The 15,636-nt window shown below is 54.4% G+C and carries 18 protein-coding genes and 1 tRNA gene; 12 read left to right on the top strand and 7 right to left on the bottom strand.

Going from position 1 to position 15,636, the window contains the following annotated elements:
* Nucleotides 1-16: 16 nt before the first annotated feature.
* Both A3L14_RS10885 and A3L14_RS10880 read left to right on the top strand, forming a co-directional pair.
* On the top strand, nucleotides 17-919 hold the full coding sequence (locus tag A3L14_RS10885; protein ID WP_055428453.1) for a pantoate kinase: 903 nt from the start codon (nucleotides 17-19) through the stop codon (nucleotides 917-919).
* A 45-nt stretch (nucleotides 920-964) separates the two neighbouring features.
* Nucleotides 965-2,644: an ATP-dependent DNA ligase gene (locus A3L14_RS10880; protein WP_055428454.1), complete on the top strand. Its 1,680-nt coding sequence runs from the start codon at nucleotides 965-967 to the stop codon at nucleotides 2,642-2,644.
* Here A3L14_RS10880 and A3L14_RS10875 read toward each other — a convergent pair.
* Entirely contained in the window at nucleotides 2,628-3,365 is a 738-nt protein-coding gene (locus A3L14_RS10875) for a PrsW family glutamic-type intramembrane protease (protein ID WP_055428455.1), read from the bottom strand. The two genes, A3L14_RS10880 and A3L14_RS10875, sit on opposite strands and share 17 nt — an antisense overlap.
* Before the next feature lie 115 nt (nucleotides 3,366-3,480).
* On the opposite strand from A3L14_RS10875, the gene pyrE reads away from it, so the two are divergent.
* Complete coding sequence (gene pyrE, locus A3L14_RS10870) at nucleotides 3,481-4,032, top strand: orotate phosphoribosyltransferase (protein ID WP_074631559.1); 552 nt, start codon at nucleotides 3,481-3,483, stop codon at nucleotides 4,030-4,032.
* Here pyrE and A3L14_RS10865 read toward each other — a convergent pair.
* Complete coding sequence (locus A3L14_RS10865; protein WP_074631538.1) at nucleotides 3,988-4,824, bottom strand: MinD/ParA family ATP-binding protein; 837 nt, start codon at nucleotides 4,822-4,824, stop codon at nucleotides 3,988-3,990. The two genes, pyrE and A3L14_RS10865, sit on opposite strands and share 45 nt — an antisense overlap.
* A 47-nt stretch (nucleotides 4,825-4,871) precedes the next feature.
* A complete protein-coding gene (locus A3L14_RS10860) occupies nucleotides 4,872-5,087 on the bottom strand; it encodes a helix-turn-helix domain-containing protein (protein WP_055428457.1) in 216 nt (71 codons plus the stop codon).
* A 108-nt stretch (nucleotides 5,088-5,195) separates the two neighbouring features.
* On the opposite strand from A3L14_RS10860, the gene rlmD reads away from it, so the two are divergent.
* Both rlmD and lrpA read left to right on the top strand, forming a co-directional pair.
* Nucleotides 5,196-6,449: a 23S rRNA (uracil(1939)-C(5))-methyltransferase RlmD gene (gene rlmD, locus A3L14_RS10855; protein WP_088886141.1), complete on the top strand. Its 1,254-nt coding sequence runs from the start codon at nucleotides 5,196-5,198 to the stop codon at nucleotides 6,447-6,449.
* A 70-nt stretch (nucleotides 6,450-6,519) separates the two neighbouring features.
* Complete coding sequence (gene lrpA / locus A3L14_RS10850; RefSeq protein ID WP_055428459.1) at nucleotides 6,520-6,945, top strand: HTH-type transcriptional regulator LrpA; 426 nt, start codon at nucleotides 6,520-6,522, stop codon at nucleotides 6,943-6,945.
* A 124-nt stretch (nucleotides 6,946-7,069) separates the two neighbouring features.
* Here lrpA and A3L14_RS10845 read toward each other — a convergent pair.
* Nucleotides 7,070-7,147 (bottom strand) — tRNA-Gly (locus tag A3L14_RS10845).
* Between the two features lie 44 nt (nucleotides 7,148-7,191).
* Nucleotides 7,192-7,794, bottom strand: a complete 603-nt coding sequence (locus A3L14_RS10840; protein WP_055428460.1) for a class I SAM-dependent methyltransferase — start codon at nucleotides 7,792-7,794, stop codon at nucleotides 7,192-7,194.
* Between the two features lie 99 nt (nucleotides 7,795-7,893).
* On the opposite strand from A3L14_RS10840, the gene A3L14_RS10835 reads away from it, so the two are divergent.
* The 7 genes from A3L14_RS10835 (at nucleotide 7,894) to A3L14_RS10805 (ending at nucleotide 13,600) form a co-directional block, all read left to right on the top strand.
* The gene (locus tag A3L14_RS10835) at nucleotides 7,894-8,529 is read left to right on the top strand and encodes a hypothetical protein (RefSeq protein ID WP_055428461.1); all 636 of its coding nucleotides are present in this window, start codon (nucleotides 7,894-7,896) and stop codon (nucleotides 8,527-8,529) included.
* Nucleotides 8,530-8,740: 211 nt separating this feature from the next.
* Nucleotides 8,741-9,103 (top strand): hypothetical protein, encoded by a 363-nt coding sequence (locus A3L14_RS10830; protein ID WP_055428462.1) that lies wholly within the window; start codon nucleotides 8,741-8,743, stop codon nucleotides 9,101-9,103.
* Between the two features lie 17 nt (nucleotides 9,104-9,120).
* Complete coding sequence (locus tag A3L14_RS10825) at nucleotides 9,121-10,146, top strand: hypothetical protein (protein ID WP_143597831.1); 1,026 nt, start codon at nucleotides 9,121-9,123, stop codon at nucleotides 10,144-10,146.
* Nucleotides 10,143-11,732 carry a PEGA domain-containing protein gene (locus A3L14_RS10820; protein WP_055428585.1) on the top strand — a complete coding sequence of 530 codons (1,590 nt, stop codon included), beginning with the start codon at nucleotides 10,143-10,145 and terminating at the stop codon, nucleotides 11,730-11,732. The genes A3L14_RS10825 and A3L14_RS10820 overlap by 4 nt, the downstream gene beginning before the upstream one ends.
* Before the next feature lie 4 nt (nucleotides 11,733-11,736).
* Nucleotides 11,737-12,507 (top strand): hypothetical protein, encoded by a 771-nt coding sequence (locus tag A3L14_RS10815; RefSeq protein WP_055428464.1) that lies wholly within the window; start codon nucleotides 11,737-11,739, stop codon nucleotides 12,505-12,507.
* On the top strand, nucleotides 12,504-12,941 hold the full coding sequence (locus A3L14_RS10810; protein ID WP_055428465.1) for a hypothetical protein: 438 nt from the start codon (nucleotides 12,504-12,506) through the stop codon (nucleotides 12,939-12,941). The genes A3L14_RS10815 and A3L14_RS10810 overlap by 4 nt, the downstream gene beginning before the upstream one ends.
* On the top strand, nucleotides 12,938-13,600 hold the full coding sequence (locus tag A3L14_RS10805; RefSeq protein ID WP_055428466.1) for an ABC transporter ATP-binding protein: 663 nt from the start codon (nucleotides 12,938-12,940) through the stop codon (nucleotides 13,598-13,600). Before A3L14_RS10810 ends, A3L14_RS10805 begins: the two co-directional genes overlap by 4 nt.
* Here the strand turns inward: A3L14_RS10805 and A3L14_RS10800 are convergent.
* Together A3L14_RS10800 and arcS are read right to left on the bottom strand one after the other, a co-directional pair.
* On the bottom strand, nucleotides 13,597-13,893 hold the full coding sequence (locus A3L14_RS10800; protein ID WP_055428467.1) for a DUF2103 domain-containing protein: 297 nt from the start codon (nucleotides 13,891-13,893) through the stop codon (nucleotides 13,597-13,599). The two genes, A3L14_RS10805 and A3L14_RS10800, sit on opposite strands and share 4 nt — an antisense overlap.
* 31 nt (nucleotides 13,894-13,924) lie before the next feature.
* Nucleotides 13,925-15,631 (bottom strand): archaeosine synthase subunit alpha, encoded by a 1,707-nt coding sequence (gene arcS / locus A3L14_RS10795; protein ID WP_055428468.1) that lies wholly within the window; start codon nucleotides 15,629-15,631, stop codon nucleotides 13,925-13,927.
* Between the last annotated feature and the right edge of the window lie 5 nt (nucleotides 15,632-15,636).

The following is a 15,636-nucleotide window of genomic DNA, read 5'->3' as shown; positions in this document are numbered from 1 at the left end:
TCTCGGAGGTGAGAGAGTGCTCGTAAGGGCTTTCGTTCCGGCTCACATAACGGCCTTCTTCGTCCCAGCCTTTCACGATGACCCGCTCAAGGCCGGCTCCCTTGGGGCGGGCGTGAACCTCGACAAGGGTGTCAACGTCTTCGCGAGCGTCGAGGAGGGCTCCCTTGAGAGGCACGTACACATAGCCTTCAACGGCGAGCCGGTTGGGAAGAAAAGGGCAGTCATAAGCTACTCCGTCGCGGATGAACTCGTTCCAGAGGATTTCCGTGGAGATGTTGAAATATGGCAGTACTTCGATTTTCCGAACGGGTACGGCTTCGGCAACAGCGCCGGCGGCGCTCTGGGAACGGCCTTAACGTTAAGCTACACCTTCGGCGGGACGTGGCTTAGGGCCGCTCAGACAGCGCACAGGTATGAGGTTCTCAACAGGGGCGGCCTTGGGGATGTGATAGCCCAGCTCGCCGGCGGGATGGAGGTTCGCGTTAAGGCAGGCGGCCCTGGCGTCGGCGTCGTTGACAACCTGTTCTTTGAGGGATACAAAGTTCTCGTGGTGCCTCTTGGAAGGCTCTCAACTAGGGAAGTCCTAGACGGCGATGTCGTGAGAACCATAGAGCGCGAGGGAAGGAAAGCCCTTGAGAAGCTCCTCATGGAACCAAGGCCTGAGAGAATGATGTCCCTCGCGAGAGGGTTCGCGGAGAGAACCGGCCTCCTGAGCGGTGAGCTCCTTGAGCTGGCGGGGGAGCTTGACAGAGTACTTAGAAATCCCAGCTCCATGATAATGCTCGGAAGGGGGCTCTTTGCCCTTCTCCGGGAGGACGAGGTGGAGAAGGCCATAAGCTTGGTCTCAGATCTCAACCTGCCCTACGATGTGACAGGAATCCATGAGGGCCGGCCCGTGGTGGGAAGGTGGGTCGGCTAAACCCTTTTATCTCCCTGTTCCATAACTCCCTTCTAGGTGGTGAGGATGAAATACGCCGAACTCGCTGACCTTTACAGACGCCTGGAAAAAACGACCCTCAAGACCCTTAAGACGAGGTTCGTCTCCGATTTTCTGAAGAGAACCCCCGATGATCTCCTGGAGATAGTCCCCTACCTCATTCTCGGAAAGGTCTTCCCAGACTGGGATGAGAGAGAACTCGGCGTTGGCGAGAAGCTCCTCATAAAGGCCGTCTCCATGGCAACCGGCGTTCCAGAGCGCGAGATAGAGAACTCGGTGAGGGACACCGGTGATTTGGGAGAGAGCGTCGCTTTAGCCCTGAAGAAGAAAAAGCAGAAGAGCTTCTTTTCCCAGCCCCTCACGATAAAGCGCGTTTACGGCACGTTCGTTAAGATAGCGGAGGCGAGCGGGCAGGGGAGTCAGGACAGAAAGCTGAAGTACCTAGCCAACCTCTTCATGGATGCTCAACCAGAGGAGGGCAAATACCTCGCCAGAACGGTTCTTGGAACGATGAGAACCGGCGTTGCCGAGGGACTCATGAGGGACGCCATAGCGAGCGCCTTCGGCGTCAAGGCCGAGCTCGTCGAGAGGGCCTACATGCTCACCAGTGACTTCGGATATGTGGCGAAGGTGGCCAAGCTTGAGGGCAACGATGGCCTCTCAAAGGTCAGGATTCAGGTGGGCAAGCCCATAAGACCGATGCTTGCCCAGAACGCGGCGAGCGTGAAGGAAGCCCTGGTGGAAATGGGTGGGAAGGCGGCGTTTGAGATTAAGTACGACGGCGCGCGCGTCCAGGTTCACAAGGACGGCGACAGGGTTGTTATCTACTCCCGCCGGCTGGAGAACGTGACAAGATCCATCCCCGAGGTCGTTGACGCTGTCCTGGGGAGCGTAAAAGCTGAAAGGGCCATCGTGGAGGGCGAGCTCGTTGCCGTGGGCGAGGGCGGGAAGCCCAGGCCCTTCCAGTACGTGCTTAGGCGCTTCAGGAGAAAGTACAACATCGAGGAGATGATAGAGAAAATCCCGCTGGAGCTGAACCTCTTCGACGTCCTCTACGTTGACGGTGAGGGGCTGATAGACACGCCCTTCTCCGAGCGCAGGAAGAAGCTGGAGGAGATAATTTCCCCGGGGGAGCGGATAAGGCTGGCGGAGCAGCTGGTAACCACCAGCGCCGACGAGGCGGAGGAGTTCTATCAGCGTGCCCTTGAGCTCGGCCACGAGGGGCTGATGGCGAAGCGCCTGGATTCGGTTTACGAGCCCGGAAACAGGGGCAAGAAGTGGCTCAAGATAAAGCCCACGATGGAGGACCTTGACCTCGTCATAATCGGCGCCGAATGGGGTGAAGGCAGGCGCGCACACCTCCTCGGCTCCTTCCTGGTTGCGGCCTTCGACCCGCACAGCGGCGAGTTCGTCCCGGTCGGAAAGGTCGGGAGTGGCTTCACCGACGAGGATCTGGCCGAGTTCACCAGGATGCTCAGGCCTCTCATAGTCCGTGAAGAAGGAAAGCTCGTCGAGATAGAGCCGAAGGTCGTTATCCAGGTCACCTACCAGGAGATACAGAAGAGTCCGAAGTACGAGAGCGGCTTTGCCCTCCGCTTCCCGCGCTACGTGGCTTTGAGGGAGGACAAGAGTCCCGAGGAGGCCGACACTATCGAGCGCATAGCCCAGCTCTACGAGTTCCAGGAGAGGTTCAAGGCGAAGCGCTGATTTCCTCCGTTTCTTCAATGTTCTCCGGCACTCCACCCCTTCCTTCATCCTCCCTTGGAGCAAGCCTCCCTGCCAGCTCGGCGGCCCTTTTTGCCATTAGCGGTGTCACGATGAGGAAACCTGCCGACAGTCCGGCAAGATAAGCCACAACGGTTCCGGAATAGCCGTCCACCATGGCCAGGGGTGGGAGGTCGTAGAATGTGTGGGCGATCATTGAGAACAGTAATCCGGCGAAGCGTTTCCATCCCCTTTCGCCGAGAAGGAAACCGGCGGTTATGGCTGCCCAGATGGTGTGCAGTCCCATAAGGACTATTCTGACCCCGACGAGATAAGCCGGCTGGTTAAGGGTGAAGATTCCGGCGGTGTACATTATTCCCTCCACAACTCCCAGGAACAGTCCGGTACCAATGACGAGCTTCCATCTCTCCCACTCCTGAGAGCGCTCGAAGAACTTCAGGGGCAGGAGCTTCACAGACTCCTCGATTATGCCGGCAGCAAAGGCCAGTGCAATCCACGTACCGAGAAACAGAAACGGTGCCTCAAGGATTGAAGCCAAGATAAGGCCGAGCACCCCGATGGCGAAGGATTGAACCTTCCAGCCGCTCTCGGGGAAGGAGCGCCACCTCTGGAGGGTGTACTTGACTGCCAGCAGAACGGAAAGGCCGCCAACTGCGGTTATGATTCCGAAGTAGTACTCGATGACCTTCTCCGGCGTGAGCATGGTATTTTTTCCACCATTTCCCTTATTAACGTTGACGTCAACTTTTTTAAATCCAGTGTATATTTTCTCCTGGAACTGCCAAGAAATTTACACCAAGGTGTTCAAAATGGAGGATATGAAGGATCAGCTCATTGATACGTTCTTCTCCGAGGGGGCGATACTCTTCGGCCGCTTCGTGCTGACCTCCGGAAAAGAGAGCGACTACTACATCAACGTCAAGAAACTGTCCACGAATCCGAAAGCATTAAGACTCATCGCGAGGCTGATGGCGAAAAAGGTTAAAGAGCTTGGCATTGAGTTCGACAGGATTGCGGGCCCGGAGCTGGGGGCAGTGCCGATAGCGACCGCTCTTTCACTTGAAACCGGAAAGCCCCTAGTCGTAGTCCGCAAAAAACCCAAGGGACACGGCACAGGGAGCCAGATCGAGGGAGAGGTGAAGCCCGGCGAGAGGATACTCCTCGTCGAGGACGTCACAACGACCGGTGGGAGTGTCCTGAAAGCCGCTGAAGTTCTGGAGAGGGCCGGAGCTGAGATAGTCGCTATAAGCGTGGTCGTTGACAGGGAAGAGGGGGCAGGCGAGAGAATAGAAGAGAGGTACAGATTCATATCCCTTGTCACGGTCTCAGAGCTTTTTGCCCGCAGGGACTCTGCCGAAATGAAGAAATGACACTATGGCTTCATAAAGTCTGTGGAGCACTCCGTCCTTTTTCGTCTCTTTTCCAAATATCCATCCGTTCAGAACATCACCGGCTTCTCTGATTGCCTTTGATGCTGGCGCATGGGGCGCGTACTCCAGAACCGGGCGCCCTACATTCGTCGCCTCTGGGACCTTGGGGTCGTAGGGGATGATCCCAACGACCGGAACATCAACGCTGTACTCAAGGAAGTCCACAACGTCGTCGATGTTGCGGGACGACTCCCTGACCTTGTTTATTATCACTCCCACTCTCAGCCCGTAGGCCTCACCCAGAGCCTTGAGCTTGATTACCTCATTTTCTATCATTTTATGAACCGAGCGTATGGGGGATCTCTCTATTTCCAGCACAATAATCTGATACTGTGCCAGTCTGAAGGTAGATATGGTGTCGAATGGTATGCCAACTGGGGAGTCTATTATCGTCAGCTGGTATCTCGTCGAAATCTCCCTCACGATGTCCCTGAGTCTCTTGCTGTCGAGGTCGATGACATCGCACAGCCTTGAGCTACCCGGAAGCACGTCAACTCCTGTGTTGATGTCGTGGTAAACGGCGTTGAGAACGCGCATGTCTGGGTTCTTCAGAAGGGTGTGGAGGTTGTAGACCGGGTTGTATATTCCAAAATGGAAAGCAAGTTTGGGCAGGTAAAGGTCGCCGTCTATGACGAGCGTTCTGTACCCGCTCTTGGAGAAGTACGTGCTTAGGTTGGCGGTCATCGTCGTCTTTCCAGCGCCGCCTCTGCCGGTTATCACCACGGATACCACTGTTTGAACCTCCGTCCGTGCATTATTTAAAAATTGACTTGGAGGAATTATATAAAATCCTCTATGGTCTTTGCCCTGACCATTATTGAAGCCTTGTTCTGGCCGTAGAAGACCTCCACCAGACCGTCGGATTCAAGCTGTTTGACGGTCTTGAGAACCGCGGGCATTGGTGTTTCAAGCTCGGCACTCAGGGCCTGGAGCGCCACGGCCCTCTTTTTGGTGGCAAGAACCTTATAAACAACGTCCTTACGCCTGCCGAACATCAGGGGCACCAATATTCAGTTACTCATACCACCTACATAAACCTTCTGTGGACATGATTGGCACATGTACAAGGGCAGGTTTATAAAGCGACTGCTGAAGAGGGAATCATGCGCGGGGTCGTTGAGAGGCTTGACAACGAGGGACTGGGAGTTGTGAGGCTTGGAAAGAGGGATGTCCATGTTCCCTTCACGGCACCTGGCGACGAGGTGGAAGTACGGAGATGGCGAAAGAAGAAGAGAACCCTCGTGGCGACCGATTTTGAGGTGATAAAGCCTTCTTCGATGCGGATTGAGCCGAGGTGCCCCCACTTCGGGACATGCGGCGGTTGCCTGCTCCAGCACATTCCCTACGATGAACAGGGCAGGTTCAAATCTGACAAGTTGTCCCAAATTCTGGGTTTTGATGTCAATGTTATCCCATCACCGGTGATATATGGTCACAGAAATCGCATTGATGTTGTTATTTCGACAAACGGCATCGGCTTCAGGCGGCGCGGTACGTGGTGGGACGCTGTCGATATTGAGGGGTGTCCCGTCTTCGGCGACTCCAGCCGGAAGGTCCTCCACTCCCTGAGGGACTTCATAGAGGACTTCAAACCGAGCCTGTATGAGATCCGCAGGAACGAGGGATTTTTGAGGTACATAGTCATCAGGGAGGGCAAGTTCACGGGAGAGCTTATGGTGAACCTCGTCACCTCGGAGGGCGAGCTTCCCGCGGAGTTCCCGGAATACTTCGACTACGCCACCTCGGTCTACTGGAGCGTTAACAGGACCAAGAGCGATGTCTCCCACGGCGATGTGGAAAAGTTCTGGGGCTCCGAGTTTATACGGGAAAGGCTCGACGACACTACCTACCTCATACATCCCAACAGCTTTTTCCAGACCAACAGCTATGGGGCGGTTCACCTCGTCAGGGAAGTGGCCAAACTCATTGATGGGGAGAGGGTGCTCGACCTGTACTCTGGCGTTGGAACCTTTGGGATATACCTCGCCAAGAGGGGCTTTAGCGTAGAGGGGATTGAGATTAACCCCTTTGCCGTGGAGATGGCCAATAAAAACGCCCAGCTGAACGGCGTTGAGGCAACCTTCAAGGTTGGAGAGGACAAAGATGTCGAAAATCTTTCGAAATACGACACGGTAATCGTGGATCCGCCGAGGGCAGGGTTGCATCCGAGATTGGTAAGAAAATTCTTAAAAGAGGGACCGCAAAGCATCGTTTACGTCTCCTGCAATCCAAAGACGCTCAAAGACAATCTAAATGCCCTCTCCGAGAGGTACACCGTGGAGAGTGCCGTTGGACTCGACATGTTCCCGCACACGCCTCACGTGGAGACGGTTGTCAAACTTAAACTCAAGGTTTAACTTTAGAACCAATAGGTTCAAAAACTTAATATACTTAGTCTGCATAACATTGAACAGAGGTGATGAAAAAATGCTTGATGAAAGGGACAGGATTATAATCGACATGCTCACTAAGGATGCCCGTACTCCTTTCACGGAGATAGCCAAGGTTCTGGGCATCAGCGAGACAGCCGTCAGGAAGAGGGTTAAGGCCCTTGAGGAGGCAGGAGTTATCAAGCAGTACACCGTTGTCGTTGACCCATCGAAGCTCGGCTACAACCTCGTCAGCCTCACTGGCGTTGACACACTGCCGGAGAAGATATTCGACGTTGCGAGCAAGCTCAAGGAGTTTGAGTTTGTCAGGAGCGTCTACCTCACGAGCGGTGACCACATGATAATGGCCGAGGTATGGGCCAAGGACGGGGAGGATCTCTCCGACATAATCTCCAACAGGATAGGCAAAATCGAGGGCGTTACAAAGGTCTGCCCTGCCATAATTCTCGAAAAGCTGAAGTGAGCTTTTCTCTTTTTGGATTTTCACGGTTTTTATCCTTTATGGGTGATATTTCCATAGATTGTTTTTAGGAGGACGTCGTCCCAAAACCGTTGGGTCTAGAAAAGATGCGCCCACCAGAATATTATGGTGCGGTGGCCGGGATTTGAACCCGGGTCACCGGCTTGGAAGGCCGGTGTCCTAGACCAGGCTAGACTACCACCGCACTGTTCAGCCCGTAATATAAGGCATCCCCGGACTTTAAAAGTTTTATCCCTCCTTTCTCCCCACAATAATCCTCACAATCCCGCCATAGTGGCTCTCCTCGTGCTCGACCTTGAAGTACTCTCCCACCAGTCTGTGGGTTTCCCGGAGGGTGTTGTCCTCTATTAGCCACCCGAGGAGAATGTCAAGGGGCTTGAGGAAGAGCCAGTTGATCAGCCTGCAGTCGCTTTTTGTGTGTTCGAGGAATACCGCCCTCCCGCCCGGCCTCAGGACGCGATGGATTTCTTTCATCGCCTTCTCCGGGTTCGGGACAGTGCAGAACACGAAGGTCGAGACCACGGTGTCAAAGCTCCCGTCCGGGAATTCAAGGTTCTCGGCGTCCATGACGTAAAAGCTGGCATTCAGGCCGAGTTCCTTGGCCTTCTTCTCCGCCACTCTCAGCATCTCCGGGACGGCATCTATTGCGTGGAGTTCTATGTCCTTTGGATAGTAGGGGAGCATCAAGCCCGTCCCCACACCGACCTCCAAGATCTTCCCGGAAACAAAGGCGGCCGCCTTCCTCCTCAGGGGGTCGAAGAACCTCTCAAGCGGCCCGTCTATGCGCTCGTACCTCTCGCCCAGCCTCGAATACTTTTCCCTGAAGCTCATGCTATGAAGTTCGCCTTCCGGATTAAAACTCTAACTGGGCAGTTCCGGGAAGTCGGCAGGCTTTTAAGACCAAAGGGCAAAGCGGGCGTGGTGGTGCTCATGCCTTACCTGCTCATAGAACACCTGGAGGAGCTACGCGACTGGGTACTGCTGGAGTACAGGCACGCGAGCGAGTGGTGGGGGGAGAAGCTGATATTCACCAACGTAGAACCCCATGAAAGGGAAGAACTCGCGAAGCTGGGGAGCGTTTTGAGCCAGAGCGTTACCGAGTTCCCCTTCGACAGGTCGAAGCTCATAATCCTCGACCCCTTCGCTGAGGAGGAGCTGAAACCTGAGGATATTGGGGAGGACAGCATAATCGTCGTGGGTGGAATCCTCGGGGACTTCGAGTTCACCGGAAAGACCAAGAAGTTCATAACAGAAAAGATCGAAGGAGCGAAGGCCAGGCACATAGGGAGCGTCCAGTTCTCCATAGACGGCTCGGCGATAGTGGCAAAGCTCATTGCCGAAGGGAAGCGGCTGGACGAGATTGAGTACGAGCTTAATCCCACGATAAAGCTGGACGAGTTCAGCGAGATAACGCTCCACTACGCGGTGCCAAAGCTGAACGGAAAGCTCCTCCTCACGCCCGGCCTCATAGAACTTCAGAAGAGGGAGCTTGGATATACCCAGGCTGACGATGAGGTAAGCGACGAGGAGCTTGAGGCGTTCTTTGAGGGGAAGGGGGAACTTTAATCGAATCCCCCAAATCCTTTCGGATCCGTTGGGTTTCTACAGGTACATTCTCTAGGACGGCATACGATTATCCAGTTAGAGATTTATTCCCATACGACAGGCGTTAACTGTTTTTAGACCTATCAAATCCAGTGTGCTAAACACAACCTTAAAACGTAAGACTTATAAGGCTCAATAAGTTATTACTAACGCCTTCTATGGAGGCGATACCATGAAGCGTAGGATATTACTCGGAGTCCTCCTCCTTGGAGGACTGTTGATCGGCCTCGTGAATGCGGCAGGTAGCGTTTCCACCCAGAGCTGCTGGACGCCCTGGGACCACAACAGCGACGTTAGGCAGTGGAGCGACAACGAATGGGTATGGACAGGCATACACGGGCAAGTCCTCGTATGCAACGGCCAGTTCAAGATGGTTCTCACAGACACAGTTTACGGAACAGCCACAGCAAAAGGAGTCGAAGTGATAAGCAAGGGGCTTAAGATAGACTCAAAAAGATCGTATGCCTACGTTACATACACCCGATATGGCTCGATAGAAACTGCCTTTGCAGACATTCCTAATTATTTCGGATGATTTCGGAGGGAAACAGCGTGAGAAGAGCAGTTTTGTTTTTTCTAATTCTTTTTCTGGTTGTTTCACCCTTCTCAGGAGCACAAAGCATCGAAAAGCCAAAGACGCCCTCGTGGTTCAGAGATGGAACGTATTTGGTGTACACAATGATGATGCCAACGAATCCAAAAAAAGGAGAGGTAAATGTTATTGAGGTATGGCCTAGGTTACTTCCCCCTCAGGGTATCCCCAAGAGCATTATCGAGGATTTGGACAATAGTTCAACCGTGACCCTCCTGGTTTCTGGGGACATGTATCTAACCATTAAGATCGTGAATACGACCAGCGATACTGCGTATGTTCAGATCGAGCTTGAGTTAAATAATGTGAGTGCTAAACAGGGAATTATCATTCCCAGATTAAGCTTGAAGAAAACACTCCTTCTTAACCTAACAGAGATGCTTTACTATGAAGAAGATGGTACACCAATTGGCAGACCCATGTTTTTTGTGAATCCACTCCATTTGCCAAAAGAGGATGACTATATCGTTGTTCCAGCCTTTCTAAAGAAGTATGGCCTCATCTCGGACAGGATAACGATAAAGAACGTCTCATATACATGGATGGAGAACAGGGTACTCCACACACACTACAAAGATTTCATGCCACCGTACCTCTACGTTGAGGGCAGGGGACTGTATCTTGTGTACAATCGACAAACAGGAGGAAGCTTTGATATTGTAACTCAGTTAGTTTATGACATAGATACCGGCATTTTAATAACGACCGGACTCTGTGATATCACTCCTGAGCTTGTTAGTCTGGGCATCGTTAAAGTAATTGCCCTTGACAGGGTGAACTCCAGGAAATTGTACAAGCTCATCGATGAGGGAAAGGCAGATAAGGAGTGGTGGGCTCAGGGGTTCAACCTCTACGACACCAACGTCAAGCTCCCGGACTACGGGAGCGGGCGTTCACCTTCGACGCTGGCTAAGTACTTCTTCGCCCTCTCGCTCGTCATTCTCGCTGTGGTCTTCCTGTGGACGGAAAGGAGGTGGAAGAGGTGACGTGGAAAGCGTTTTTCCTGGTATTTTTGATGGCCGGTTTGCTCATTCCTCCTGTGTATTCAACTGGAGAAGCTATGGAGAAGCCCGGCTACCTGTTCGTTGAGGCACCCAGTGGCCTGGTGGCTGAGATAGTAGGGGTAGGCTCTTACGCTACTCCCGTAGGTCTGGCGCTCCCTCCAGGAAACTACACCGTCAGGATAACCGGAAACGTCACGGTGATTGCCCGGGTTTCGGTGGTGGCCGAGACGGCTACAATAATTCGCGTGAACCCCGAGGAGATTAAAGAGGCAGTTTCAGGGGAGGGAATCGCGTCGGTAAGGGCAATCTTCAACGAGAGCGCCAACTACAGCCGGGAAAAGCTCAACCCGCCCTTCAATCCGTTTGCGTTCCCGGGTGGGTGTGGAAGCAACTCCGGGTATCTTAACATATCAAACCCTTACCCAATGGGCCTCGCAGTGCGGGGAAGGGACGAGGTGTACATAACCCTCAATGGAACCTTCATGCACATTGGAGACGATGACAGAAATCCCTGTATTTTCTATGTCGAAGTGTATCCCGGGGGAAGCGAACGACAGGAGAGCGTCAGGAACGCCACCTACCTCGTCCCCTGGGCGCGGCTGGAAATAACCTCGGTTCCCGAAGGCCTAACGTTCTACATCAACGGGGGTCACAACAGGTACGTCTTCTATACACCCATGGGCCTCTACGTTCCCGCAATCCCCCACGATGTCCACAACGCCACCGCCATCGGTTACTACGGAACGATACGGATTCCGGTAATTCACAGGATCGACACCCACGTCGTTGGGATAGCGGAGAACCACTATCTCATCGAAAGCGTCGTCAGGGTTGTTCCCAATGAGACTCACCACATCAACGTGGACATGGAAAAGGTGAAGTCCGCGCTGACGGTGGAAAGGAAGGCTGTGAGAACGGTCCCCATTGAAGTCAATTCAGAGCCCGGCAACGCTTCCATAGTGGTTACCGATGGGGTTCTAAGGGCCTTCGCCGTCACGCCCACCACGCTGTTCCTTCCACCCGGGAACTACACGGTCATAGCCTCCAGAGGCAACCTCTCCGCCCGGGAATCGGTGGTTCTGGTCGAGAGCTCAAGCGTCTTCCTGAAGCTCTCCCCGGCCAGCGCAACCCTCACGGTCGTGACCCATCCAGGCAACGCGACGGTGCTCTTGAACAGTAAGGAGGTCGTGGCAAGAAACCTCACCCTCAGCCCCGGACGCTACAACCTCACCGTGAAGGCCCCGGGCTACCTCATGAAGAGCGTGGAGGTAATCCTGGCCCCGAACGAGTCAAAGACCGTTGAGATAAGCCTGGAGAAAAAGCCAGCAGATGAGGATCCGAAAATCGTCATCTCGCCGCCTTCGAGTGGATCGGACGACGTAAAATCTGAGGAGATGACAGAGACCGACGAGAACGACGTTCTCGGTAAAAACCAAACCCACTCGTTGCCCCCCACCGATAACGTTCCAAGCCGTGAAGAGAAGGAAAACCGTCCCCTGTGGATCAAGCTGGCTACCCTGGCCGGAGTTGTTGCGGTCGTCTATCTGATCCTGAAAGTGAGGAGGTGAGGCAATGAGGGCCCAGATAAGGTGGGAGCTTGAAGACCCATACAACCTCATCGTCTTCATCTTTGGCTTCATCATGCTCGGCATCACATTCTTCTCCGGCCTGACGAGAAACGATACCGTGTTCATGATAGCCGGACCTGACAGCGTAATAGTTTCCGAATCGGCTAAGAACATTGGCCTCACCCTGCCAAGGCTGGGGATCGAGGAGTACACGATATTCGCCCTCACCGGAGCGTTGCTGGTCTCGCTGATGCTAAGATATGACCGGGACACGAGGGTCGCCAAAAGCATCTACAGCCTGCCCGTCAGGAACCACTCGGTGGTCCTTTCGAAGGCATTCTCGGCGATGGTGCTGCTCTTCCTCGCTTCAATCCTGCCGGCGTTCCTTGCCTTCATCTACATCCACGGGGACGTTCCCGGGCTGATGAGTAGGGCACTCTTTGGAGAGGGCTTTTTAGCGGGCTATCTCCTCTACTGGGCGATGATGGTGCTCTACGTGGTGTCCCTCTCAGCCCTGGTGGCGATGCTCTCACCAAACACCTTCGCCTCCCTCCTCGGGAGCATCACACTCCTCTACGTCCCCCTCGTGCTCAAACTGAGGAGCCTTCCCCCTGCGATAATTGACGATGCGTTCTTCAAGGCCTACACGACTCAGTTTTACCCCTCCGACAGGATAGCGGCGTTCCTTGACGGTTCCTTCTACGTGGGGCTTCTCCTTCCGGTGGTGATGCTGGGGATAGCTCTTATACTCAGCGAGTGGAGGGACGTCTCATGAGGCTCCTGAAGGCGGTACTGCTGTCGGTGGTCATCATGACCCTCCTCGTGTTCCCGATAGAGAAGAATGTGCTGACCCAGCCAATTTCTGAGGTCGTCCTCGTGGGGCAGGGGATCATCGTGCCCTCCTCGGGAATGGTCATGCTGAGTTCCAGCGCCGACGAGGGAACCGAATACGACGTCAAGGTCTTCGATCCGGAAAGCGGAAGGGCAGTCCTTGAGAGGAACGTGAGCGGAAGCTTCAGGGGCAGGGTTATGCTGGAGCATTCCGGCCCCTACTACTTCTCGGTTCAGACCATGACACCGGTGACGATGGCGGTCAGGATCATAAACAGGTATCCCTCGGTAACGGTGCTCAACATCAGGTACGGCCTGGGTGGAGTGAGCGCCCTGCTTCTGGCGGCAATCCTGCTGGTGGAGGGGATTAAGAAATGATAACCGCGAGAAACCTCACCAAGCGGTTCGGGAGGCTGGTTGCCCTGGATTCGATAAACCTTGAAATCGATGAGGGATTAACGCTTATACTCGGTCCCAACGGCGGAGGAAAGAGCACCTTCCTGAACCTCTGCGCCGGCCTCTACAGGCCAAGCAACGGGGAAATCAAGGTTCTCGGGGAAAATCCATGGAGCAACGACGGGCTGAGGAAAAGGATAGGCGTCTCCTTCGACCCGCCGGCTCTTCCGAGGCACAGGACGGCCAGGGAATGGCTCGGTTACATAGCGGAGGTCAAGGGTCTGAGGGAGGAAGAGGTAACCAACGCCGCGGAGCTGTTCTCCGCGGTGAATTACCTCGACAGAAAGATGGGAGAGTACTCTGCTGGAATGCTCAAGAGGATCAGTCTGACCCAGGCATTCCTCGGAAAGCCGGAGCTGGTGTTCCTGGACGAGCCACTGGCGAACCTCGACCTGGAGGGAATCAGGGAAGTAGCGGAAGTCATAGGCGAGCAGGCGGAAAAGGGGGCCAACATGGTCGTGGTCTCCCACATCTGGCGCCCGCTGGTTGAGTTCGCTGACAGAATCGTCGTGATAGCCGCAGGAAAGGTTGTGATGACGGGAACCCCAGAAGAGGTGGTTCCGAAAATTGAGGAGATTTAGCCTTTCCCACCCCTCATCTTCTTTTCTATCTCCCTCCAAACCCTCTCCCTGTTGGCCTTATCAACGACGAGAAAAACGTCCTGAACGCTCCCATCGCTCTTCGCTATCAGCTTCAGCCCTGTGGTCGTTTCCCTAGAGACCTTTATCTCGAAGCCCCTGGAATCGCTCGCGTATATCCTGCCGGGGATTACCTTCTTAACCCCTGGGATCCGGGCTATCTCTTCGAGCGGCCGCTCAATACCCTTGAGAAAGTGGTGCTCCCTCTTGACGCCCCTTTTGAAGTGCTTCGGCATGTGGGAAGATAGAAAAGCGGGTTTTTAGGAGTTACGCCCTCTTCCTAACCTTAACCGCGACGCCCTTCTTTGAGCGAACCATCTCTTCTCCGGCCAGAACGGCCTTTCCGACACCGACAACTTTCTCATCCCGGACTATGCCGACTATGTCGTCCGGCCTTATCGCTGGGTCAGCCTCATCAACGCCGACAGCGAAGACGTCGCCGCGCAGTTCAAAGTCAACCTTTACCCAGTAAGCCTTCAGTTTATCGTATATCCTCTGCATTCCAAAGGGTGTCACGCTTATCACGCCGTCCCTGAAGGTTCCGGTCTGCTGGTTGTCAACGAAGAGGCGGAGCATCTTGGAGCCCTTGACTTTGCCGTCCTCCGGCAGAACGGCCTCTCCGGCACCAACGCCGAAGTAGAAGTCAAAGACCTTCCTTATGCCCTCGAAGTAGCGGTACGTCCTGTCCTCTTTGGTGCCCTCAAGCTCAAACTCCCTCAGAGTTTCCCTGAGTGAGCTGAGGCTTTCCCTGCTGGTGGTGCCGTTCCTAACTTCCGTAAAGATTATTTCCCTTCCAGAAAGCTCGCTTGCAAGCTTCGCTATCTCAACGTAGGCTTCATCCAGGTGCGCTATTATTGGAACGCTCTCCGGGTACTTCTCAAGGGTCTTCGCCAGGAGTTCGGCCGCAGGTTTAATCTCCTCCTCGCTCCAGTGGCCGGTAACGACTATGTCGTACTTTGCTAACCACTCCCACTCCCGTGGAACGACGCCGAAGGGCGAAGTCAGAATCAGCTCGTGGGCTCTGGCTATTCCTGAGCCAAGGGCCTCCTTAACCGCCTTCCGGTAGAGGGTGTGGGAGCGGGAGAAGGAGTAGGGCTTCTTGGCAGAGCAGGGGAAGAGGAGAACCAGTTCAGTGTTCTTAGGTGGGACGAAGCGCTCGGCAACGCGTTCGTGCCATCTTCTAACCTCTGGCCTCCTAATCGAGGCGTCGCTTATGAAATAAACCGTCTCCTTCTGGATGGGGGTGTACCTCTCAAGGTAGTCCCCGTGCTCAAGGTCGGCTATCCGCAGTATTCCCGCGTGGTACTGTGTGTTAAAGAAGTTCTCAACGAGGTAGCGGAGCTTTCCTTCTTCCAGGGCTTTTCTCACGAGGAGTATCGTCTCCCTGGCGAAGTCAATGGAATTGGGCCCATTTCCCCACAGGAAGGGGCTATACCCGGTGAAACCTTTGCCCTCGAAGTCGTAGAGCTTGAGCGAGCGGGTGTCGAAGGCATCGACACCGAGGTAAACTGCCAGGGGGTAAAAGAAGGGCTCTAGGTCGGCTATTATCATAACGTTGGGAAACCTCTCGCGGAGCTCGCGCAGGATTCTCACGAAGTAGCGGTACTCCCTCACCAGAATCTTTGAGTTGCCGAGGTAGACGGCATCGAAGTTATAGCGCTCGATTATCTTGAAGAACTCGGGAAGGTATTCCGTCCTCCTCAAAGCCGGCAGGTAGAAGGCGTTGAAGCCGTCGTAGTTTACGCTCCAGAGCCTCCCGAGGGCCTTCTCTATCACATCGCCCGGCGTGTAGAAGCCGAGGGGTATGGATGGGGCCAGGTTGAAGTCATAATCCCCCGGTTCGGATGGGTGGAAGAAGGAGTTGAACGGGGATAGTGTGAAGTCTACCCCCATTAGGGCAGGAGTTCTGAAGGTGTGCTCCCCGAGCCTTACGAGGCCCAGCCTTCCAGGCCCTTCGTGCCTGATGACTTCCATAGCCA

This window comes from Thermococcus thioreducens (assembly GCF_002214545.1).
GTDB classification, from domain to species: Archaea; Methanobacteriota_B; Thermococci; order Thermococcales; family Thermococcaceae; genus Thermococcus; species Thermococcus thioreducens.
Note: the sequence above shows the minus strand (reverse complement) of the source record. Positions and strands in the feature narration are given on the sequence as shown.